21 protein-coding genes are annotated in these 20,008 nt (G+C 71.5%); 12 read left to right on the plus strand and 9 right to left on the minus strand.

Features of this window, described 5'->3' with window-relative positions:
• Positions 1–284 precede the first annotated feature (284 nt).
• Entirely contained in the window at positions 285–893 is a 609-nt protein-coding gene (locus tag ACIOMQ_RS32975) for a PepSY domain-containing protein (RefSeq protein ID WP_402191524.1), read from the minus strand.
• A gap of 119 nt (positions 894–1,012) precedes the next feature.
• Here ACIOMQ_RS32975 and ACIOMQ_RS32980 point away from each other — a divergent pair, with 119 nt between their 5' ends.
• On the plus strand, positions 1,013–1,675 hold the full coding sequence (locus ACIOMQ_RS32980; protein ID WP_362204739.1) for a response regulator transcription factor: 663 nt from the start codon (positions 1,013–1,015) through the stop codon (positions 1,673–1,675).
• A complete protein-coding gene (locus ACIOMQ_RS32985; protein WP_402191526.1) occupies positions 1,672–3,138 on the plus strand; it encodes an ATP-binding protein in 1,467 nt (488 codons plus the stop codon). Before ACIOMQ_RS32980 ends, ACIOMQ_RS32985 begins: the two co-directional genes overlap by 4 nt.
• Before the next feature lie 97 nt (positions 3,139–3,235).
• On the opposite strand, the gene ACIOMQ_RS32990 is transcribed toward ACIOMQ_RS32985, so the two are convergent.
• The 4 genes from ACIOMQ_RS32990 to ACIOMQ_RS33005 form a co-directional block, all read right to left on the minus strand.
• Complete coding sequence (locus ACIOMQ_RS32990) at positions 3,236–3,712, minus strand: MarR family transcriptional regulator (RefSeq protein ID WP_362204745.1); 477 nt, start codon at positions 3,710–3,712, stop codon at positions 3,236–3,238.
• A 137-nt stretch (positions 3,713–3,849) separates the two neighbouring features.
• Complete coding sequence (locus ACIOMQ_RS32995; RefSeq protein ID WP_362204748.1) at positions 3,850–4,614, minus strand: AIM24 family protein; 765 nt, start codon at positions 4,612–4,614, stop codon at positions 3,850–3,852.
• Entirely contained in the window at positions 4,611–5,261 is a 651-nt protein-coding gene (locus ACIOMQ_RS33000; protein ID WP_362204751.1) for an AIM24 family protein, read from the minus strand. Before ACIOMQ_RS33000 ends, ACIOMQ_RS32995 begins: the two co-directional genes overlap by 4 nt.
• Positions 5,261–5,893 carry an AIM24 family protein gene (locus ACIOMQ_RS33005; protein WP_362205009.1) on the minus strand — a complete coding sequence of 211 codons (633 nt, stop codon included), beginning with the start codon at positions 5,891–5,893 and terminating at the stop codon, positions 5,261–5,263. Before ACIOMQ_RS33005 ends, ACIOMQ_RS33000 begins: the two co-directional genes overlap by 1 nt.
• 267 nt (positions 5,894–6,160) lie before the next feature.
• Here ACIOMQ_RS33005 and ACIOMQ_RS33010 point away from each other — a divergent pair, with 267 nt between their 5' ends.
• Together ACIOMQ_RS33010 and ACIOMQ_RS33015 are read left to right on the plus strand one after the other, a co-directional pair.
• Positions 6,161–6,511: a DUF3817 domain-containing protein gene (locus tag ACIOMQ_RS33010; RefSeq protein ID WP_362204754.1), complete on the plus strand. Its 351-nt coding sequence runs from the start codon at positions 6,161–6,163 to the stop codon at positions 6,509–6,511.
• Positions 6,508–6,807, plus strand: coding sequence for an MTH1187 family thiamine-binding protein (locus ACIOMQ_RS33015; protein ID WP_362204757.1), 300 nt, complete (start codon positions 6,508–6,510; stop codon positions 6,805–6,807). The genes ACIOMQ_RS33010 and ACIOMQ_RS33015 overlap by 4 nt, the downstream gene beginning before the upstream one ends.
• Positions 6,808–6,930: 123 nt before the next feature.
• Here ACIOMQ_RS33015 and ACIOMQ_RS33020 read toward each other — a convergent pair whose 3' ends face one another.
• Positions 6,931–7,929 (minus strand): DUF5937 family protein, encoded by a 999-nt coding sequence (locus ACIOMQ_RS33020; protein ID WP_401754012.1) that lies wholly within the window; start codon positions 7,927–7,929, stop codon positions 6,931–6,933.
• Between the two features lie 81 nt (positions 7,930–8,010).
• Here ACIOMQ_RS33020 and ACIOMQ_RS33025 point away from each other — a divergent pair, with 81 nt between their 5' ends.
• The 4 genes from ACIOMQ_RS33025 to ACIOMQ_RS33040 all read left to right on the plus strand — a co-directional run bounded on the left by ACIOMQ_RS33025 (position 8,011) and on the right by ACIOMQ_RS33040 (position 12,344).
• The gene (locus ACIOMQ_RS33025; protein WP_402191528.1) at positions 8,011–9,495 is read left to right on the plus strand and encodes an MFS transporter; all 1,485 of its coding nucleotides are present in this window, start codon (positions 8,011–8,013) and stop codon (positions 9,493–9,495) included.
• A 132-nt stretch (positions 9,496–9,627) separates the two neighbouring features.
• A complete protein-coding gene (locus ACIOMQ_RS33030; protein WP_362204766.1) occupies positions 9,628–10,137 on the plus strand; it encodes a MarR family transcriptional regulator in 510 nt (169 codons plus the stop codon).
• Positions 10,138–10,200: 63 nt separating this feature from the next.
• Positions 10,201–10,533 carry a DUF3817 domain-containing protein gene (locus ACIOMQ_RS33035; protein WP_362204769.1) on the plus strand — a complete coding sequence of 111 codons (333 nt, stop codon included), beginning with the start codon at positions 10,201–10,203 and terminating at the stop codon, positions 10,531–10,533.
• Positions 10,534–10,643: 110 nt separating this feature from the next.
• Positions 10,644–12,344, plus strand: a complete 1,701-nt coding sequence (locus ACIOMQ_RS33040; protein ID WP_362204772.1) for a methylmalonyl-CoA mutase family protein — start codon at positions 10,644–10,646, stop codon at positions 12,342–12,344.
• Here the strand turns inward: ACIOMQ_RS33040 and ACIOMQ_RS33045 are convergent.
• Positions 12,320–13,774 (minus strand): sensor histidine kinase, encoded by a 1,455-nt coding sequence (locus tag ACIOMQ_RS33045; protein WP_401260969.1) that lies wholly within the window; start codon positions 13,772–13,774, stop codon positions 12,320–12,322. The two genes, ACIOMQ_RS33040 and ACIOMQ_RS33045, sit on opposite strands and share 25 nt — an antisense overlap.
• Positions 13,771–14,451 carry a response regulator transcription factor gene (locus tag ACIOMQ_RS33050; protein ID WP_362204778.1) on the minus strand — a complete coding sequence of 227 codons (681 nt, stop codon included), beginning with the start codon at positions 14,449–14,451 and terminating at the stop codon, positions 13,771–13,773. The genes ACIOMQ_RS33045 and ACIOMQ_RS33050 overlap by 4 nt, the downstream gene beginning before the upstream one ends.
• A 64-nt stretch (positions 14,452–14,515) precedes the next feature.
• Here ACIOMQ_RS33050 and ACIOMQ_RS33055 point away from each other — a divergent pair, with 64 nt between their 5' ends.
• Positions 14,516–15,643, plus strand: a complete 1,128-nt coding sequence (locus tag ACIOMQ_RS33055) for a UDP-N-acetylglucosamine--N-acetylmuramyl-(pentapeptide) pyrophosphoryl-undecaprenol N-acetylglucosamine transferase (RefSeq protein ID WP_402191530.1) — start codon at positions 14,516–14,518, stop codon at positions 15,641–15,643.
• A 28-nt stretch (positions 15,644–15,671) separates the two neighbouring features.
• Positions 15,672–16,691 carry a GDP-mannose 4,6-dehydratase gene (locus tag ACIOMQ_RS33060; protein ID WP_402191533.1) on the plus strand — a complete coding sequence of 340 codons (1,020 nt, stop codon included), beginning with the start codon at positions 15,672–15,674 and terminating at the stop codon, positions 16,689–16,691.
• On the opposite strand, the gene ACIOMQ_RS33065 is transcribed toward ACIOMQ_RS33060, so the two are convergent.
• The gene (locus tag ACIOMQ_RS33065; RefSeq protein WP_362204787.1) at positions 16,682–17,308 is read right to left on the minus strand and encodes a TetR/AcrR family transcriptional regulator; all 627 of its coding nucleotides are present in this window, start codon (positions 17,306–17,308) and stop codon (positions 16,682–16,684) included. The genes ACIOMQ_RS33060 and ACIOMQ_RS33065 overlap by 10 nt on opposite strands.
• A 396-nt stretch (positions 17,309–17,704) precedes the next feature.
• On the opposite strand from ACIOMQ_RS33065, the gene ACIOMQ_RS33070 reads away from it, so the two are divergent.
• Together ACIOMQ_RS33070 and ACIOMQ_RS33075 are read left to right on the plus strand one after the other, a co-directional pair.
• Entirely contained in the window at positions 17,705–18,685 is a 981-nt protein-coding gene (locus ACIOMQ_RS33070; protein WP_401260963.1) for a tetratricopeptide repeat protein, read from the plus strand.
• Positions 18,686–19,288: 603 nt separating this feature from the next.
• Positions 19,289–19,942: a DUF6230 family protein gene (locus ACIOMQ_RS33075; protein ID WP_362204793.1), complete on the plus strand. Its 654-nt coding sequence runs from the start codon at positions 19,289–19,291 to the stop codon at positions 19,940–19,942.
• The last annotated feature ends 66 nt before the right edge of the window (positions 19,943–20,008 follow it).

Consider the following 20,008-nt stretch of genomic DNA (forward strand, 5'->3'; position numbering starts at 1 on the left):
GCTGACCGAAGCGCCGGGGCGCCGGGCCTTGTCGGAGGCTTCCGTTCGCGTGCGGTCCTCGCCGCCCTGTCCCGGGTTTCTTCCCGGCCCGTCAGGGCTCCCGGTTCCCGGGCCCGTCAGGGCTCCCGGTTCCCGGGCCCGTCCGGGCCATCGGGTCGCCGGGACTCCTCGGACTCCTCAAGTCCTCCAGTCCTCGGCCCTGTTCGGGCCTCCGGCCGCGCACGGCCCTTCCGGGCCCGTCCCGGCTTCCCCGGCTTCCCTGCCCCCCACCGGCGGGCCGGTGCTCAGTCGTCGTCCCGGTCGTGGTCGTCGTGTTCCCCGTCGTCCGAGTGGTCCACCGTGACCTCGGCCGTCGTCGCGTCGACGTCCAGCTCGTGGCGCTTGCCGTCCTTGCCCCGGACGTCGACGTCCCAGTGCGGTGCACCGCCGCCCCGGCCGTCGTGGTCGTCGTCCAGGTCGACCGATGTCACCGTCCCGGGCGTCGCCCGGAGCGCGGCGTCGACGGCCGTGTTCAGCGGGACGGCGGCCGGCCGGGGGGTGTGCCGGTCGCGGCCGTCGTGGTCGTCGTCGGAGGTGTGCTTGCCGAGCACCTTGCCGTTTCCCGCGTCCACCGTCACGTCGTGCCGGACCTTGTCGGAACCGTACACATCGAGCTCCCAGACCAGCCCGCCGTCCTCGTCGTCCAGCTCGGCCTCGGTGACCGTCCCCGGGACGGCCCCGACGGCGGCCGCGACCGCGTCGCCGACGGTGACGCGCGCGGTGCTGCCGCTCGCCGCGCTGCTCCTGGTGTCGCGGTCGTGGCCGTCGTCGTCCGCGAGGGCGACCGCCGTGGCGGCTCCGCCGCCGGCGAGCACGGCCGCGGTGACGGCGGCGATGACGATCCTGCGCTTCATGAGGGTTCCTCCCCGATCGGGTGGCCGGTTTCGACCTGGACCACCTTGCCGGGGGGATGCTGAACGCAGCCTGAAGCCACCTGAAGCCGTCTTCAGGTTCGGTTTGCGACCCTGTGCGTATGCGCCTGTTGATCGTGGAGGACGAGAAGCGGCTGGCGATGTCCCTGGCCGGGGGACTCACCGCCGAGGGCTTTGCCGTGGACGTCGTGCACGACGGTCTCGAAGGGCTGCACCGGGCCGCCGAAGGGGTGTACGACCTCGTCGTCCTCGACATCATGCTGCCCGGGATGAACGGCTACCGGGTCTGCGCCGCCCTGCGCGCCGCCGGCCATGAGGTGCCGATCCTGATGCTGACGGCGAAGGACGGGGAGTACGACGAGGCGGAGGGTCTGGACACCGGGGCCGACGACTACCTGACCAAGCCCTTCTCGTACGTCGTCCTGGTGGCCAGGATCCGCGCGCTGCTGCGGCGCCGGGACGGCCGCTCCGCCTCGCCGGTGGTCACCGTCGGCGCTCTGCGCATGGACACCGCCGCCCGCCGGGTGCATCTCGGGCCGGTCGAAATCGCCCTCACCGCCAAGGAGTTCGCGGTGCTGGAGCAGCTGGTGCTGCGGGCCGGGCAGGTGGTGAGCAAGGCGGACATCCTGGAACACGTCTGGGACTTCGCCTACGACGGAGACCCGAACATCGTCGAGGTGTACGTGAGCGCGCTGCGGCGCAAACTCGGCGCCGCGGCCATCCGCACGGTGCGCGGTGCCGGATACCGGCTGGAGGCGCTGTGAGGTCGGTACGGGCCAGGGCCGCGCTCGGAGCCACGGTGGTGGTGGCCGTGGCACTGATCGGCGCCGGGCTGGCCGTACTCCTCGTCCTGCGCGCCAACCTCACCGACCAGGCGGGGCTGCAGGCCGAGGTGGTGGCTCGCGAGGTGGCCGGGCAGCTGGCCCTCGATGTGCCGTACGGCCGGCTGGAGACGCACGACGAGGAGGACCATCCGGTCCAGGTGACCGACGAGGACGGGCGCGTGGTGGCCGTCTCCAAGGACCTGGAGGCGATCTCCGGGACCGGCACGGATCAGGTCGCGCCGGTTCCGTCCCCGGCCGCGGGAGGCCCCACCGGTTCCGGTGGCGACGACGACGGCGACGACGGTGACGACAGCGCCCCCGGTCGCGGCGGTGACGACAGCGCCCCCGGCCGCGGCGAAGTCGACTCCGGCGACCCGGACTTCGGCAACGGCACCGCCACCGTCGACGGTGACACGGCCGACTACCGCTTCGCGTCCGTGCGGGCGACCACCTCCGCCGGGGTGACCCTGACCGTCCACGCGGGCGCCCCACTGGCCGCCGAGCAGGAGGCGGTGGGCAGTGTGCGCGGTGCGATGCTGATCGGGCTTCCGGTGCTGCTGCTCGTCGTCGCCGGGGTGACCTGGCTGGTGACCCGTCGGGCGCTGCGCCCGGTCGAGGGCATCCGGCGCGAGATGGCCGCGATCACCGCGTCGGAGGATCTGAGCCGCCGGGTGCCCGAGCCCGGTTCACGCGACGAGATCGCCCGACTGGCCCGTACCACCAACGAGACCCTGACGGCCCTGGAGGCATCGGTGGACCGGCAGCGGCGCTTCGTCGCCGATGCCTCGCACGAACTGCGCAGCCCGATCGCCTCGTTGCGCACCCAGCTGGAGGTGGGTGCCGCGCATCCGGAGCTGCTGGACGTGCCGGGAGCGGTCGCCGACACCGTGCGGCTGCAGGCACTGGCGACCGATCTGCTGCTGCTGGCCCGGCTGGACGCGGGGGAGCGGCCGGGCCGTACGACGCTGGACCTGGGCGCGCTGGTCCGCGAGGAGGTCGCGCAGCGCACCGGCGACCCGGTGGTGCCGACGGTGTCCGTGCCGGACTCCGGTGTGTTCGAAGTGGTCGGCTCCCGTGGGCAGTTGGCGCGGGTGATCGGCAATCTGCTGGACAACGCCGAGCGCCATGCGCACAGCGCGGTGACGGTCTCGGTGCGTGGCGGGCGGGGCGGCGTGGTCGTCGCGGTCACCGACGACGGGGCGGGGGTGCCGCCGCAGGAGCGCGAGCGGATCTTCGAACGTTTCGTACGCCTCGACGACGCCCGTTCGCGGGACGAGGGCGGCGCCGGACTCGGCCTCGCCATCGCCCGTGACGTCGCGGTCCGGCACGGCGGCCGGCTGTCGGTGGACGGTGCGCGGGAGGGCGGCGCGCGGTTCGAGCTGTGGTTGCCGCCCGCCGGCTGAACGCCGCCCCGCCGCGGGTCACCCGCCGAGCCGTGCGGGGCCTTCGCCCGCCGCAGGTCACCCGCCGAGCTGTGCGAAGCCGCCGCCCCGCCGCGGGTCACACCTTGCCGCGTCGTCCCCGCAGGTGATCGGCGACCGGGGCCAGCGCCGTGTGCAGGTTCGCCAGCGCCTCCGGCGTCAACAGGTCCATGAAGTGCTTGCGCACCGACGCCACGTGGTGCGGAGCCACCTTCCGCATCGTCTCCGCGCCGTCCTCGGTGAGGACCGCGTACAGACCGCGCCGGTCGGACTCGCAGTTCTCCCTGCGGACCAGGCCCGCGCTCTCCATGCGGGTGATCTGGTGCGAGAGCCTGCTCTTGGACTGCAGCGTCGCGGCGGCGAGGTCGCTCATCCGCATGCGCTGGTCCTCCGACTCCGAGAGGTTGACCAGGATCTCGTAGTCGTTGTTGGTCAGGCCGAACGGCTGGAGGTCCTTCTCCAGTTGGTGCATCAGCAGCCTGCTGACGTCCAGGTGGGTGCGCCAGGCGCACTGCTCCGCGTCGCTCAGCCAGCGGGTGGCCGTCTCGGTCTCCATATATGGATTCTACCTAAGAAGTTGAAAGCCGGACGAAGTAGGGGGGTGTGACGCCCGGCACCCGCTCGGAGTCGGACCCGGAGTCGGACTCGGGGGCGGGGTGCAGGCGTTCGACGTCACACTCCGCAGACTACCGTTCACAACCCGAAGCGACGCTGGAGGTCCCCGAGCTGACCGGGCAGACGGGGTGAGGAGCCAGGTTGACCCGCACCACCGGGCACCCCGGCCTGCGCCGGCGTCGCCCCCGTCGGCTGCTCGGGCATCAGCATCTCGGTCGACTGGAGCAGCACCGTACCCGCACCGACGAACTCGAACTGATGCTCCTCGCCGGAGGTCCCGCCGATCCCGGTCAGCGACCGCAACCCGCCCAGCACGCCCGTCATGTAGCCGTGGTCGTAGTGGTGGCACGGCGAGGGGCAGTCCGCCCAGCCCACCAGGGCCTGCGGATCGACCCGCAGCGGCGGCTCCATGAAGACCACCGGCCCGTTGGACGCGGCCACGAACTTCCCCGTGCCGATCAGCGTCAGGAAGCCCGGCACGATGGACTGTTTGAGGGCCAGTGTCGGCTGGTACGCGAGGAGGTTGCCGGACCGGATCGTCAGATTCCCGTCCTCCAGGTCGTAGGAGTTGACGTCGAAGGCCCGGTCCGCGAGCAGCATCTTGCCGCTGCCCTCGGCCACCACCCAGTCGCTCGCGTGCAGCGGTGAGTGGAAGCTCGTACGGATGAGCCGTTCGAAGCGGCCGTGGCCGATGCCGTTGAACTCGATGCGCCCGTAATAGGCGATCATCTTGCCCTTCTGGAGGAACCACTGGCTCCCCTTGAGCTCCACGCAGAAGGTGTAGGAGTTGACGTTGTCGTCCGACGGCAGCGTCATCGGGTCGAAGACCACGGGCGTGCTCACAGCTTCTCCTCCGAGGCCTGGACGTACACCGCGCCGTTGCCGCTCAGCTCCAGCTGGAACGCCTCGCCGGAACCGCGCCCCACCATGTCGCGCCAGCCGAGGGCGGTGGAGAGCTTGTTGCGTACGTCGCCGTGGTGCGCGACGTACGCCTGCGGGTCCACATGCACCTCGCGGCCCGGCGTGATCGGCAGCTCGACCACCCCGCCGTGTGCCATCACGGCGACCGCGCCGTGACCCTGGAGGGTGGTGGTGAACAGTCCCTGCCCGGTCACCTGGCCGCGCACCATGCCCATCACCCCGCCCTGCGAACCCATGAACATCGTGCCCTGCTGGAGCGTCCCGTCGAAGGCGAGCAGTCGGTCGGCCTCCACGTACAGGGTGTCGCCGGCCAGGTTGATCACCTGGATGTGGTGCCCGCCGTGGCCGAACATCACCGTGCCGTTGCCCTCGACGGTCATCAGCGGGGTCGCCTCATTGGCCACCCGGCGGCCGATCATCGACATCACACCGCCCTGGCCGCCCTGGATGTTCGGGGTGAACGACACCTCGCCCCGGTACGCGAGCATCGCTCCGCGCTGGCTGTACATCCGCTGGCCGGGCAGCACCGTCGCCTCGACCATCTTCGAGTTGATCTCACGGAACGGCATCAGACATCGCCCCCGATGGTGTTCCGCTCGCTCGGCTGGACGTAGACGAGTCCCTCGCCCTCGAACCGGATCTGGAAGGACTCGCCCGAGCCCTCGCCCATCAGCGTCCGGAAGTTCACCCCGGACTGGAAGTGCTGCTGGAGGTTTCCCTGATGGGCGATGTAGGCGCCGGGATCGACGAACAGCGGGTACTGGGCCGAGACCCGCAGTGCCACCGCCGAACCGTCCGACATGATCGCCGCCTGCCCGGTGCCCTCGACGGTGGTGGTGAACAGGCCGTTGCCCGTCGCACCGCCGCGCAGGCCCGTGAAGGTGGTGCCGGTACGCAGCCCGGCGTCGGTGCAGAGCAGATTGCTCGCCTCGACGTAGAGCTTGTCGCCGTGCAGCGAGACGAGGCTGATCTCGCTCGCGCGGTCGGCGAAGTAGCAGGTGCCCTGCCCCTTCACCTCCATCACGGACATCTGCTCGCCGGTCAGCCGGCGGGTCACCATGCCGCGCAGACCGTCACCGCCACCGGTCATCTTCTTGAACGTGATCCGGCCGTCGTACGCGACCATCGAACCGTTCTTCGCCTTGACGGCGTCACCGGCCAGGTCGACGGCGAGCGTTCTGCTGCCTTGGAGTCGGAACATTGCCACGGGGCGACGGTATCCGCACGGCCCCGGCCGGGACAGGGTCTCGGCCGGCAACCGGCCTCCCGAACCGCTCCTGATACGCATCCGGTACGGGACCCGTACGCAATCGGGACGTACCCGGTACGGGCGCACGGCCCGCGCGGCGGCACGTGACCGGCGGCACACGGGCCCCGGCACCGAGCGCCGCCCGTGCCGATGCCACAATGGGTCGCGCTTGTGCCCGTATTCACAAGCCGTGACGACCCTCCCACCGAAGGTGCCCTCGTGGACATCAAGACCGCTACCGCCCTGCACCGGCTGCGCCTCATCTCGATCCCCGAGGCGCTCTCCTTCCCGGCGCTCATCATCTTTGGCTCGATCCTCAGCCGGGTCTCCGACATCGACTTCCTGATGATGCCGCTCGGCATCCTGCACGGCGTGCTCTTCGTGCTCTACGCCGTCCTGCTGCTCGACGTCTGGTCCAAGACCAAGTGGCCGCTGAAGCGGGTCGCGCTCTTCTTCCTGCTCGCGCTGCTGCCGTTCGGCGGGCTGTACGGCGACAAGCTGCTCAAGCGCTACGAGGCCGACGGCGTCATCGCCGCCCGCGCCCGCCGGGAAGGCGTGGTCAGCGCATGATCGTCGCGTTCTCGGTCAGTCCGCTGGGTGTCGGCGAGGACGTCGGGGAGTACGTCGCCGACGCCGTCCGGGTCGTCCGCGAGTCCGGACTGCCCAACCGTACGGACGCCATGTTCACCTCCGTCGAGGGCGAGTGGGACGAGGTCATGGACGTCGTCAAGCGGGCCGTCGCCGCCGTCGAGGCACGCGCCGGACGCGTCTCCCTCGTACTCAAGGCCGACATCCGCCCCGGAGTCACCGACGGACTGACGTCCAAGGTCGAGACGGTCGAGCGATACCTCGCCGGGACGGACTGACCCCCGTCCGTCCGCTTCGGCGACGGACTGCCCCCGTCCGTACGTTTCGCGAACCGACGAGCCCCCGGCCCCTGGAGCCGGGGGCTCGCCCCGTTCCGGTCCCGCCCTGCCGTACCCGCCCGGTCATTCCCGCGCCCGGTGCTCCGGCACGGCCAGGGCGATCCCGAGCGGGGTCCGCTCGTACAGCACCTGATGTCCGTAGCGGCGCGAAGTGAGCAGCCCCGCCGCACGCAGCACCGACAGATGCTCCGACACGGAGGAGACCGCGAGGCCCAGCCGGTGCGCGAGGGTGCTCGTCCCGGCCGGTTCGTCGAGCGCGCACAGGACATCGGCCCGCCCCCGGCCGAGCAGCCGCGCGAGCGCCTGCGGGGTGCGGTCGGCGGGATCCGTCCACAGTCCGCCGATCCCGCGCGCCGGATAGATGATCGCGGGCTGCCACGGGGGTTCGAAGCCGCTGACCGCGTCCGGCCAGCAGAAGACGCTGGGGATCAGGACGAGGCCCTGTCCGCCGAGCACCCGGGTGTGCCGGCCGTGCGTCCCGACGATGGTGAGCGTCGACTCCGACCAGCCCAGCTGAGGGCTCAGCTCACCCAGCAGCCGCTCGAAGCCGACCGCGGCGAGCCGCCGCGAGTGGTAGGCGATGTCCGCCTCCAGCAGGGCGCGCAGCCGCGGCCAGTGCGGTTCGATCAGCACCCGCCAGGCCCGCTCCAGCAGATCGGCCAGTTCCCCGACGGTCCGGGCGGGGTCGGCGAGCATCGCCCGACCGGCGGGGGAGTGCAGCACCTGCGGCCGGCTCGCCAGCGCCAGCGCGAGGTCCTGGCGGGCGAGACCGGGATCGATCGAGCGCACCGCCGCGATCTCCTCCTCGAAGGTGGTGACCGGGCCGGGCGGCGGCGGGCTGAAGAAGTCGGGGTTGTGGCCGTGCCGCGCCATCAGCAGCCACAGCGGCCCGAGATCGAGCCCGGCGGCCGCGTCCCGGATCAGCCGGAGCCACGGCAGGTGGTACCCGTGCCGCTCGGGCCGGCCCAGCACCCGTACGGCGGCCTGGGTCTCGCCGAGCGGCGACAGCGCGAACCGGCAGCGGAGCAGATCGCTCTCGTCGAGGTGCAGCTGGAAGGACATGGACGGCAGGCCCCCGCTCGCGAAGTTTCGGCGTGGGCCGAAAGTCTACGGACGACCGCCGCGGCCCAGCAGGCTGCGTCCATGCCGACAGACACCGAGAAATCCGCCGACCGCTCCCGCGAGGACGACCGCTCCCGCGAGGACGACCGCTCCCGCGAGGACGACCGCTCCCGCGAGGGCGACCGCTCCCGCGAGGACGACCGCTCCCGCGAGAAGACGGACGTGACGGCCCCGCCCGCCACCGCCCCCCGCGGCTACCGTGCCGTCTTCGCCGTGCGGGAGTTCCGGGCGGTCTTCGCCGCGCATCTGCTCTCCCTCCTCGGCGTCGTCGTCAGCGAACTCGCCCTCACCGTCCTCGTGTACGGCCTCACCGGCTCGCCCCTGCTCAGCGCCCTCACCTTCGCGCTCGGCTTCCTCCCGTACCTCGTCGGCGGCACGCTCTTCGCCGGGGTCGCCGACCGGTACCCCGCCCGCCGGGTCCTCGTCACCTGCGACCTGATCTGCGCCGGGTGCGTCGCAGTGATGGTGCTGCCGGGCACCCCGGTCGGCGCACTGCTCGCGCTGCGCTGTCTGATCGCCGCGGTCTCACCCGTCTTCACCGGGACGCGGATGGCCGCGCTCACCGAGATCCTGGGCGAGGGCGAACGCTTCGTCCTCGGCCGCTCGTTGCTGCGGATCGTCTCGCAGAGCGCGGTGCTCGCCGGGTTCGGCGTGGGCGGTGTGCTGCTCGCCGTGCTCTCCCCGCGCGGTGCGATCACGATCACCGCCGTGACGTTCCTCTGCTCGGCGGCCCTGCTCCGCTTCGGCACCCGTGCCCGGCCGGCCCGGTCCGGCCGGGACGGCGGTGGCACCCTGCTCAAGGAGTCGCTCGCCGGAGCCCGCAGCCTCCTCGGAAACCGCCGGATCCGTGCGCTGATGCTGCTCTTCTGGGTGCCCCCGCTGTTCGTCGTCGCGCCGGAGGCGCTCGCCGCTCCGTACGCGGACGAGATCGGGGTCGGATCGGCCGCGCTCGGGCTGCTGATGTGCGCGATGCCGGTCGGCCAGATCACCGCCGAGCTGTACATGGGCACCGCGCTGGCCCCCCGGCTGCGCTCCCTGATCGTGCTGCCGGCCGCCGCCGTGGGACTGCTGCCCCTGGTCGTGTACGGGATGCGTCCCGGCCTGGTCGCGGCGGTGCCGGCACTGGTGGCGGCCGGGGCGGCCGCGGCGTACGTCATCGGCCTCGACCAGTGGTTCGTCGAAGCCGTCCCGGAGCCGCTGCGCGGCCGGGCCATGACGCTGCTCACCGCCGGACTGATGACGCTCCAGGGCGTCGGCATGGCCCTCGCCGGACTCGCCGCGGAATTCTTCCCCGTACACCAGGTGATCGCCGGATCCGGTGCGGTCGGTACCCTCTGCGTGCTGCTCCTCGTCCTGGAAGTCAGGAGAACCGCGCCGGATGCCGGGGAAACCGCGCCGGGTGCCGGGAGAGCCGCCCCGGGCGCCGGAGGAACGGCCCCGGGCGCCGGAGGAACGGCGCCGGACGCCGGGCGAGCCGCCCCGGACGCCGGGAGAACCGCGCCGTGACGCCGGGAGAACCGCGCCGTGACGCGGCGGAACCGCGCCCGCCGCCCGTGCGGACCGAACCCGCCCTCCGCATTCGGACCGAAGTTCGAGACGGGGCTGACCAGCATATGACCAGTGGGTAAGGTCGTTGGCGTGCCGAAGCCGCTCAGTCTCCCCTTCGATCCCATCGCCCGCGCCGACGAACTCTGGCGGCAGCGCTGGGGCCCGGTGCCCTCGATGGGCGCGATCACCTCGATCATGCGCGCGCAGCAGATCCTGCTCGCGGAGGTCGACGCGGTCGTCAAACCGTACGGACTGACCTTCGCCCGCTACGAGGCACTCGTGCTGCTCGCCTTCTCCAAGGCCGGTGAACTGCCGATGTCCAAGATCGGTGAGCGGCTCATGGTCCACCCCACCTCCGTCACGAACACCGTGGACCGCTTGGTGCGCTCCGGCCTGGTGGCCAAGCGCCCCAACCCCAACGACGGCCGCGGAACCCTCGCCTCCATCACCGGCAAGGGGCGTGAGGTCGTCGAGGCGGCGACCAAGGACCTGGTCGACATGGAGTTCGGGCTCGGAGCGTACGACGCCGAGGAGTGCGCGGAGATCTTCGCCATGCTGCGGCCGCTGCGGGTCGCGGCCCATGATTTCGAGGAGTCGTAGAACACCATTTCGGGGCCCGGCCCGCTGCAAGATCGCCCCGGGCGTCCGGTTACGCTCGATGCCATGAAACGCAGTGTGCTGACCCGGTACCGGGTGATGGCCTACGTCACCGCAGTCATGTTGCTGGTGCTCTGCACCTGCATGGTCTTCAAGTACGGCTTCGAGATGGGCAAGGATCTGACGCTCGTCGTCTCCCAGATCCACGGTGTGCTCTACATCATCTACCTGATCTTCGCCTTCGACCTGGGCTCCAAGGCGAAGTGGCCGGTGGGCAAGCTGCTCTGGGTACTGATCTCCGGCACCATCCCGACGGCCGCGTTCTTCGTCGAGCGCAAGGTCGTCCGGGAGGTCGAGCCGCTGGTCGCCGACGGTTCCCCCGTGACCGCCAGGGCCTGAACCACCCGGCCGGGAGTCCGGCCGCACCACACCCACCCGAACCGCCCCGTGCGAAGCACCGGGCGGTTTGCCATCGACATTTACTAGGACGTCCTAGTAAATTCGATGGTATGGACGCTGACGCGATCGAGGAAGGCCGCCACCGCTGGCAGGCCCGTTACGACAAGGCCCGCAAGCGTGACGCGGACTTCACCACACTCTCCGGCGATCCCGTGGAGCCCGTGTACGGCCCCCGCCCGGGGGACACGTACGAGGGATTCGAGCGGATCGGCTGGCCCGGTGAGTACCCCTTCACCCGGGGCCTCCACCCGACCGGCTACCGCGGCCGGACCTGGACCATCCGCCAGTTCGCCGGCTTCGGCAACGCCGAGCAGACCAACGAGCGCTACAAGATGATCCTCGCCGCGGGCGGCGGCGGGCTCAGTGTCGCCTTCGACATGCCGACGCTGATGGGCCGCGACTCCGACGACCCGCGCTCGCTCGGCGAGGTCGGGCACTGCGGTGTGGCCATCGACTCCGCGGCCGACATGGAGGTCCTCTTCAAGGACATCCCGCTCGGCGATGTCACGACGTCCATGACCATCAGCGGCCCCGCCGTCCCGGTCTTCTGCATGTATCTGGTCGCGGCCGAGCGCCAGGGCGTCGACCCGGGCGTGCTCAACGGCACGCTCCAGACCGACATCTTCAAGGAGTACATCGCGCAGAAGGAGTGGCTCTTCCAGCCCGAGCCCCATCTGCGCCTCATCGGCGACCTGATGGAGCACTGCGCCCGCGACATCCCCGCCTACAAGCCGCTCTCCGTCTCCGGCTACCACATCCGCGAAGCCGGGGCGACGGCCGCGCAGGAGCTCGCGTACACCCTCGCCGACGGCTTCGGCTACGTGGAGCTCGGCCTCTCCCGCGGGCTGGACGTCGACACCTTCGCGCCCGGCCTCTCCTTCTTCTTCGACGCGCACCTCGACTTCTTCGAGGAGATCGCCAAGTTCCGCGCGGCCCGCCGGATCTGGGCCCGCTGGATGAAGGAGACGTACGGCGCGAAGACCGACAAGGCGCAGTGGCTCCGCTTCCACACCCAGACCGCCGGCGTCTCGCTCACCGCCCAGCAGCCGTACAACAACGTCGTGCGCACCGCGGTCGAGGCGCTCTCCGCGGTCCTCGGCGGCACCAACTCGCTGCACACCAACGCCCTCGACGAGACCCTCGCGCTCCCCTCCGAGCAGGCCGCCGAGATCGCGCTGCGCACCCAGCAGGTGCTGATGGAGGAGACCGGCGTCGCCAACGTGGCCGACCCGCTGGGCGGTTCCTGGTACGTCGAGCAGCTCACCGACCGGATCGAGGCCGACGCCGAGAAGATCTTCGACCAGATCAAGGAGCGCGGCACCCGGGCCCATCCGGACGGGCAGCACCCCGTCGGGCCCATCACCTCCGGCATCCTGCGCGGCATCGAGGACGGCTGGTTCACCGGCGAGATCGCCGAGTCCGCCTTCCGGTACCAGCAGTCGCTGGAGAAGGGGGACAAGCGCGTCGTCGGCGTCAACGTCCACCACGGCTCGGTCACCGGCGACCTGGAGATCCTGCGGGTCAGCCACGAGGTCGAGCGTGAGCAGGTCCGGGTGCTCGGCAGCCGCAAGGACGCCCGCGACGACGCGCGGGTCACCGCGGCCCTGGACGCGATGCTCGCCGCCGCCCGCGACGGCTCCAACATGATCCGCCCGATGCTCGACGCGGTACGGGCCGAGGCGACGCTCGGTGAGATCTGCGGGGTCCTGCGCGACGAGTGGGGCACCTACACGGAGCCGCCCGGCTTCTGACGGGCGCGGGGGAGGGCCCCGCCGCCCGGCGGGTCCCCGCCCTCGAACGTCAGCGTGAACAGCGCTCCGCCGCCCGGCGCCGCCCGTGCCGTCAGGTCCGCGTCATGAGCCCGGGCGATCTGCCGGGCCATGGCCAGCCCCAGCCCCGAGCCCGGCAGCGCACGGGCCGCGTCAGCGCGGTAGAAGCGGTCGAAGACGTACGGGAGGTCCGCTGCCGCGATCCCGGGACCGTGGTCGCGGACCGTCACCTCCAGCCTTTCCCCGGACGCGGTCAGACCGACCTCCACCGGGGCGCCCGGCGGGCTGAACTTGGCCGCGTTGTCCAGCAGATTGGTCAGCAGCCGACTCAGGCGGGCGGGCACGCCGGGCCGGGTCATCTCCGCCGCCGGGGGCGCGATCTCCAGCAGGAAGCGGGTCTGCGGCCAGTGCGCCCGGGCCGTGGTCACCGCATGCCCGGTCAGGTCCGCGATGCGTACCTCCTCCAGCAGCGGCAGCGGCTCCTCGTCCCTGGCCAGCTCGATCAGGTCGTTCACCAGGCCGGCCACCTCGCGGATCTGCCGGCCCAGCGCCTTGGCCGCCCGGTCGCGCTGCGCCGGCGTCAGCCGGTCGGCCCGGGCCAGCAGCTCCGCGTTGGTGCGCAGCGCGGTCAGCGGGGTCCGCAGCTCGTGCGAGGCGTCCGCGACCAGTCGGCGCTGGGCGGTCACCGACTGCTCCAGCTCCCCGAGCATCGTGTTGAAGCTGGCCGCCAGCCGGGTCACTTCGTCCTGGCGTCCCGGCGGCCCCGGCGGCAGCTCGATGCGGTGGCGCGGGTCCCGGGTGGCCGCGATCCGCTCGGCGGTCGAGGTCAGCCGGGCCACGGGTGCCAGACCGGTGCGGGAGACCCCGTAACCGAGCGCCGCTGCCAGGAGGACGCCCGCCCCGCCGACCGCCGCCAGCAGTACGGCAGCCTGCCGGACGCCCTTCTCCACCGGGTCCGAGCGCAGCGCCACCTGGAGCGCCCGCCCTTCACCGAAGCGAGTCGTGAGCATCCGCAGTGGCTGCCCGAAGCGGGTGACGTTGCTGAAGTACGGGGCCCGGTCGCCCGCCGCCACCTCTCGTACCGGGGCGGAGACCGGCAGCGGATACGCCTCGCCCAGGTCCGCCGCCGGGGCGGCCGGGACCACCTGCGCGCAAGCGGGCGCGGAGAGGTACCGGCACTCGCCGGCCAGAACCTGCGGGCCGCCGCCCCGGTTCTCCTGGGTCAGCCGCGTCGCGGACTGCGTCAGATTCAGGTCCAGCTGGTGCAGCAGCTCGTAGCGGATCACGAAGAAGGCGGCCGTGCACACCCCGACCGCGACCAGTGCCACCGCCGCCGAGGCCGCCAGCGCCAGCCGTGTACGCACCGGGCGCCGGCGCCGCCACCGGGCGCCCAGCCGACGCACCCCGCTCATGCCACGTCCAGCCGGTAACCGAGACCGTGCACTGTGTGGACGAGCCGCGGTTCGCCGCCCACCTCCAGTTTGCGGCGCAGGTAACCCACGTACACCGCGAGCGAGTTGGAGTCCGGCCCGAAGTCCTGCCCCCAGACACGCTCCAGGATCGTCGCGCGGGGGAGCACCTGGCCCGGGTGGCGCACGAGCAGTTCCAGCAGGGCGGCCTCGGTGCGGCTGAACTCCAGCGGGCGGCCCGCTCGTCGCCCCGTGCGGGCCACCGGATCCAGTGTCAGGTCCGCGAAGGACAGTTCCGCCCCGTCCGCAGCGGGCGGGGCGGCCCGCCGCAGCAGGGCCCTGACCCGGGCCACCAGTTCGTCCAGCGCGAACGGCTTCACCAGATAGTCGTCGGCGCCCGCGTCCAGGCCGTCGACGCGCTCGCTGACGGAGGCCAGGGCGGTGAGGACCAGGACCGGGGTCCTGTCCTGCATCGCGCGCAGCCGGCGGCACACCGCGAGCCCGTCCAGGACCGGCATCATCACGTCCAGGACCAGCGCGTCGGGCTGCCAGGACGCCACCGCCGAGAGCGCGGCCAGGCCGTCGCCGACCCCTCGCACCTCGTACCCCTCCACGCTCAGCCCGTCCTCGACGGCGGCCCGCACTTCCGGCTCGTCGTCGGCCACCAGAATCCTGTTCATACCCCGAAGGATGCCAAAGCGGACTCTTAGAACCTTCTTAAGCCGCTTCCCGAGAGTGGTGGCCATGCGCACACCACTCTCCGTCGTGATCGGTGCGGGCGGCACCGGAGGCCACATCTACCCCGGGCTCGCCCTCGCCGAGGCCCTGCGCCGCGCCGACCCGGACGCGGTCATCTCCTTCGTCGGGACCGAGCGGGGCCTGGAGACGACCCTGATCCCGGCGGCCGGATACCGGCTGCACACCGTCGACATGATCCCCTTCGACCCCGCGCTGGGAGCCAAGCGCTTCCTGCTCCCGGCCGCCCTCCTGCGCTCCGGCGCCCAGTGCCGGTCCATCCTGCGCACCCAGCGGGCCCAGGTCGTCGTCGGCATGGGCGGCTACCCGAGCGCCCCCGCCGTCCTCGGGGCCCGGATGGCCGGGCTGCCCAGCGTCATCCACGAGTCCAACGCCGTCCCCGGCCGCGCCAACCAGTTCGCTGCCCGGCTCACCGAACACCTCACGGTCGCCTTCGACGGAAGCCGCCCGCACCTGGCGGGCGGAGAGCGGGCCCGGACCGTCGGCATGCCGATCGCCGCCTCGCTGGCCGCCCTGGACCGCCCCGCGCTCCGCGACGAGGCCCGGGGCACCTTCGGAATACCCGCCGGAGCCCGCGTCGTCCTTTTCAACGGCGGCAGCCTCGGCGCGGCCCGGCTCACCGCGGCCGCGGTCGGCCTCGCCGCCCGCTGGCGCGACCGCCGGGACGTCCACCTCCTGATCAAGACGGGTCCGGCGGCGCTCGCGGAGACCCGACAGCGGCTCGCCGACGCGGGCGCGGGCCCGGTCGCGCAGGCCGTCCCCTACCTGGACCGGATGGACCTCGCCTACGCCGTGGCCGATCTGGTGGTCTGCCGGGCCGGGTCCGCCACGATCGCCGAACTCGCGACCACCGGGGTGCCCGCCGTCCTCGTGCCGTACCCGCATGCCCCCGGCGACCACCAGACCCACAACGCCCGGGTGCTGTCCGAGGTAGGTGCCGCGTACCTCGTGCCGGACGCCGAAACCACCGCCGACCGGCTCGCCGTCGTCGTCGAGCCGCTGCTCACCGACCCCGGCAGGCTCGCCGCGATGGGCCGCGTCGCCGACCCCGGCAACCATGCGCGGGCTGCCGACCTGCTCGCTGCCACTGTCATCCGCCTCGCCACCGCCCCGTAACCCCACCCACCGCAAAGGAATTCACTGCATGAGCACCGACCGCAACGGCCGCAGCGCCGACTGGAAGGGCCGCACGGTCCTCGTCACCGGCGCCGAGGGCTTCATCGGCTCCACCCTCGTGGACCTGCTCGTCGAACGCGGCGCGCACGTCCGCGCGTTCGTCCACTACAAGCCGTACGCCGAGAAGGGGCACCTCGCCCGCTACCTCGACGACCCGCACAGCCCCGTCGAGATGATCGCCGGGGACATCGGTGACGCGGGCCGCGTGATGGACGCGGTCGCGGGCTGCGACACGGTCTTCCACCTTGCCGCGCTCATCGGCATCCCGTACAGCTACGACGCGCCGGCCGCGTACGTCCGCACGAACGTCGTCGGCACCGAGAACATCGCCGAGGCGTGCCGCCGCCACTCGGTGCGCCGCCTGCTGCACACCTCCACCAGCGAGGTGTACGGGAGCGCACTGACCGCCCCGATCAGTGAGAGTCACCCGCTCCAGCCCCAGTCTCCATACTCCGCCTCGAAGATCGGCGCCGACATGATGGCGCTCTCGCACTGGCACGCCTTCGAGCTTCCGGTGACCGTCGTCCGCCCGTTCAACACCTACGGCCCGCGCCAGTCCGCCCGAGCGGTGATCCCCACGATCCTGGCCCAACTGCACGCGGGCGCAAGGGAGATCCGCCTCGGCTCACTGACCCCCACCCGGGACTTCACGTACGTCACCGACACCGCGGCCGGATTCCTGGCGCTGGCCGACTGCGACCGTGCCCTGGGCGGGAGCGTCAACCTCGGCACCGGCCGGGAGATTTCGGTAGGGGACCTGGCGAAAGCCCTGATCACCGCGTCCGGCCGGGACGCGGAGGTGGTGGTGGACCCGGCGCGGCTGCGGCCCTCCGGCAGCGAGGTCCAGCGGCTGCTGTCCGACAACACCCGGGCCCGCGAGTGGGCGGGCTGGCGGCCCGAAGTCCCCCTGGAGGAAGGCCTGGAGCGGACCTCCGCCTGGGTGGAGAAGCACCTCCACCTCTTCGCGCCGGGGCGCTATCAGGTCTGAGCCCCGGCCAGCCCGAGCAGCAGCAGAGAGGTGAAGTTGCGTGCCCACTCGGCGTCCACATGCTCGGCGCTCACCAGCGTCCGGTGCACCACGGCACCGGCGATCACATCGAAGATCAGGTCCGCGTTGTGGGCCGCGGTCTCGGCATCGTCCTCGTACGACAGCTCGCCGCGGGCCTGGGCACGTTCCCGGCCGAGGACGACCAGGCGCTTCTGCCGGTCCACGATGGCCGACCGGATCCGCAGCCGAAGCGAATCGTCCCGGGTGGACTCCGCGACCACCGCCATCAACGCGGTCCGGGTCTCCGGCCGCTCCAACAGCGCGGCGAACTGGAGCACGACGCCCTGCACATCGGCCGCCAGGCTGCCCAGGTCGGGGAGCTCCAGCTCGTCGAAGAGGACCGCGACCGCGTCGACGACCAGCTCGTTCTTGCCTGCCCAGCGCCGATAGAGGGTTGTCTTCGCGACTCCCGCCCGGGTCGCCACATCGCCCATGGTCAGCTTCGACCAGCCGAGCTCGACCAGGGACGCCCGGGTCGCCTCGAGGATGGCGGCATCGGCCGCAGTACTGCGCGGACGTCCTGTCCGGGAGGGGGTTTGGCCGCTGTGGCTCAGCATGCGGAGACCATACCGGTCAGTAGCAAGAACGAGGCGGCCCCGGTGTCCGTGAGACAGATCACCGGGATCATCTGTCCAGGAGAGCCCATCGGCAGTTACGCTACGGGCCGTAGCGTAAGGAAGGCGGCCAGGGTGCCGCGACTCGCGCCACGAACGAGTGACAACCACAGGCGACGGGTGGGGACCCGGAGCCGCACCAGGCACTGGACGGGGGTCCGGCTGCCGAACCGGGTCTTTCAGGGGCCCACCGGGGGTTCTTTTCGGCCCCTTCCGGGGTCCTGCGCGGGGCCCGGGACCGTGTCTGTCCGCCCGCCCCGCACGCCGGCAGGGGCCGCGGACCGATCCGGTTCACGTATCGCTTTCCGTATCGGTGCGCCAAGGGGGGAGGATGTACGCATGCAGCCTAGGAACATGTCCATGAGCGGCGTCGTCGACCTCGCCGCGGTGAAGGCGGCCGGCGAGGCCAAGGTGAAGGCGGAGCAGGCCCGTGCCGAGGCCGCCCGGCAGGGCGGTGGCGGTGCCGTGCCGCCGTCCGCCCTGGTGATCGATGTCGATGAGGCGGGCTTCGAGAGCGATGTCCTGCAGCGCTCCACCGAGGTCCCGGTCGTCATCGACTTCTGGGCCGAGTGGTGCGAGCCGTGCAAGCAGCTGGGACCGCTGCTGGAGCGCCTGGCCCACGAGTACAACGGCCGCTTCGTGCTGGCCAAGGTCGATGTCGACGCCAACCAGATGCTGATGCAGCAGTTCGGCATCCAGGGCATCCCGGCGGTCTTCGCCGTCGTCGCCGGGCAGGCCCTCCCGCTCTTCCAGGGCGCGGCCCCCGAGGCCCAGATCCGGCAGACGCTGGATCAGCTGATCCAGGTCGGTGAGGAGCGGTTCGGTCTCACCGGGATCGCCGTCGACCAGGACGCGGACGCCGCCGAGGAGGCAGGCCGGGCGCCGGCCGAGGCGCCCGCCGGGCCGTACGACGCCCTGCTCGAAGCGGCCGTGCAGGCCCTGGACGCCAATGACTTCCCCGGCGCCATCCAGGCGTACAGAGACGTCCTCGCCGACGACCCGGCCAACACCGAGGCCAAGCTCGGTCTCGCCCAGGCCGAACTGCTCGCCCGGGTCAAGGACTTGAACCCGCAGCAGGTCCGCAACGAAGCCGCGGAGAAGCCGGCCGACGTCACGGCACAGCTCGCGGCCGCCGATCTGGATCTCGCCGGCGGTCATGTAGAGGACGCCTTCGGGCGCCTCGTCGAGACGGTGCGCCGTACTTTCGGTGACGACCGGGAGGCGGCGCGGGTGCGGCTGCTGGAGCTGTTCGAGGTGATCGGCCCCGACGATCCGCGGGTCGTCGCCGCGCGCACGGCGCTGGCGCGCGTCTTGTTCTGATGTGACAACACGGCCGTGGCACCCCGGGGGTGTCACGGCCGTTTTCGTGATCGGGGCGATAAGAGACGGCTCCGCTTTACCAAATCTTGATAAAAGAACGCCCTGTTACTCGCAGTAAATGGCCCCTCGGGATCTGTCCCCATAAGGGCCTCGATTCTCCCTTTCGTCCTTCCGTTCGATGCCACCCTGTGTGGCCGGGCGGTACCACCCGGTCGCACGTCGGTTATCGGGCCGTTACTAGCGAGTAACGATCCCCCTTGTGCCGCGGGCGGGAATGCACCACGATCGGCCACGCTCGGTCCAATAACGCCAGCCCGGCTGCCAGTCGGCGCGGCGGCCCTGTTGGGTCCCCACCGAGTGGGTCGGCGGCAGGGCCGCCGACTCCGGACAGGGGGGTTCCTGTCGTCCGGCAGGGCCTGTCCGAACAGGTTGCGCGCATGCGTGGCCAGTGGTTGTCGCTCGGGGGTGATCGCCGGTGATTCGGACGCGGTTCCTGCCTCCGTACGCGGGCGCTCTCCTTTCCGAGGACGTAGCACTTCTCCCATCCCAGGACGGGCCCAGGCCCGGACCGGAGATGTACGTCCGAGAAGGAGGAAAAAAATTATGAGTTCCCAGGTTCGTGGCGGCACCAGATGGAAGCGTTTCGCCCTGGTCATGGTGCCGAGCGTGGCGGCGACCGCAGCGGTGGGCGTCGGCCTGGCGCAGGGTGCGCTCGCGGCTTCGTTCAGCGTGTCCGGCCAGAGCTTCAAGGTCAGTGCGGACAGTCTCGTCGGCCACAACTTCGTGCAGTACGGCAGCGTGGCGACCGGCACGGACCCCGAGGGCAAGAACGGGGCGCACGCCGTGGCCGTGTCCGGCTTCAGCGATGCCAAGATCACCAACATGTGCCAGTCGGTGGTCACTCCGAACCTTCCGTTCGGCCTCGGCACTGTCACGCTGGTGCTGAACGCGGGTACGAACCCGAAGAAGCCGGTGAGGGCGACCAACCTGTACCTGGACGTCGCCGAGCTCGACGCGGACGCCACGTTCAAGAACATCGACATCGGTGTTGCCGCGGGTTCCCTCAAGGACCCGAACAACCCTAAGTCGATAGGCATCCAGCCGCGCACCCAGGCGAACCCGAACGGCTTCTCGCAGCGCGCCGAAGAGGCCAAGCTGACCAACGTGCAGCAGACGGCGTGGGCGACCACTGCCGGCACCTTCAAGCTCAGCAACCTGAGCCTGCGGCTGAAGTCCGGCGACAAGTCCTGCTACTAGGGCACGTGCCCAGGGTGGCCGGGGTGCCCGCCACGGACCTCCGGCCGCCCGCCCCTTCTCTTCTCA

The organism is Streptomyces sp. NPDC087845 (assembly GCF_044742755.1).
In the GTDB taxonomy this organism is placed as follows: Bacteria; Actinomycetota; Actinomycetes; order Streptomycetales; family Streptomycetaceae; genus Streptomyces.

What these genes read in the sequence shown, in the direction of transcription:
- ACIOMQ_RS32975 (WP_402191524.1), bottom strand. Translation starts at nt 893, where the DNA reads ATGAAGCGCAGGATCGTCATCGCCGCCGTCACCGCGGCCGTGCTCGCC.
- ACIOMQ_RS32980 (WP_362204739.1), top strand. Translation starts at nt 1,013, where the DNA reads ATGCGCCTGTTGATCGTGGAGGACGAGAAGCGGCTGGCGATGTCCCTG.
- ACIOMQ_RS32990 (WP_362204745.1), bottom strand. Translation starts at nt 3,712, where the DNA reads ATGGAGACCGAGACGGCCACCCGCTGGCTGAGCGACGCGGAGCAGTGC.
- ACIOMQ_RS33000 (WP_362204751.1), bottom strand. Translation starts at nt 5,261, where the DNA reads ATGCCGTTCCGTGAGATCAACTCGAAGATGGTCGAGGCGACGGTGCTG.
- ACIOMQ_RS33005 (WP_362205009.1), bottom strand. Translation starts at nt 5,893, where the DNA reads ATGTTCCGACTCCAAGGCAGCAGAACGCTCGCCGTCGACCTGGCCGGT.
- ACIOMQ_RS33015 (WP_362204757.1), top strand. Translation starts at nt 6,508, where the DNA reads ATGATCGTCGCGTTCTCGGTCAGTCCGCTGGGTGTCGGCGAGGACGTC.
- ACIOMQ_RS33020 (WP_401754012.1), bottom strand. Translation starts at nt 7,929, where the DNA reads ATGTCCTTCCAGCTGCACCTCGACGAGAGCGATCTGCTCCGCTGCCGG.
- ACIOMQ_RS33025 (WP_402191528.1), top strand. Translation starts at nt 8,011, where the DNA reads ATGCCGACAGACACCGAGAAATCCGCCGACCGCTCCCGCGAGGACGAC.
- ACIOMQ_RS33035 (WP_362204769.1), top strand. Translation starts at nt 10,201, where the DNA reads ATGAAACGCAGTGTGCTGACCCGGTACCGGGTGATGGCCTACGTCACC.
- ACIOMQ_RS33040 (WP_362204772.1), top strand. Translation starts at nt 10,644, where the DNA reads ATGGACGCTGACGCGATCGAGGAAGGCCGCCACCGCTGGCAGGCCCGT.
- ACIOMQ_RS33045 (WP_401260969.1), bottom strand. Translation starts at nt 13,774, where the DNA reads ATGAGCGGGGTGCGTCGGCTGGGCGCCCGGTGGCGGCGCCGGCGCCCG.
- ACIOMQ_RS33050 (WP_362204778.1), bottom strand. Translation starts at nt 14,451, where the DNA reads ATGAACAGGATTCTGGTGGCCGACGACGAGCCGGAAGTGCGGGCCGCC.
- ACIOMQ_RS33055 (WP_402191530.1), top strand. Translation starts at nt 14,516, where the DNA reads ATGCGCACACCACTCTCCGTCGTGATCGGTGCGGGCGGCACCGGAGGC.
- ACIOMQ_RS33060 (WP_402191533.1), top strand. Translation starts at nt 15,672, where the DNA reads ATGAGCACCGACCGCAACGGCCGCAGCGCCGACTGGAAGGGCCGCACG.
- ACIOMQ_RS33065 (WP_362204787.1), bottom strand. Translation starts at nt 17,308, where the DNA reads ATGCTGAGCCACAGCGGCCAAACCCCCTCCCGGACAGGACGTCCGCGC.
- ACIOMQ_RS33070 (WP_401260963.1), top strand. Translation starts at nt 17,705, where the DNA reads ATGCAGCCTAGGAACATGTCCATGAGCGGCGTCGTCGACCTCGCCGCG.
- ACIOMQ_RS33075 (WP_362204793.1), top strand. Translation starts at nt 19,289, where the DNA reads ATGAGTTCCCAGGTTCGTGGCGGCACCAGATGGAAGCGTTTCGCCCTG.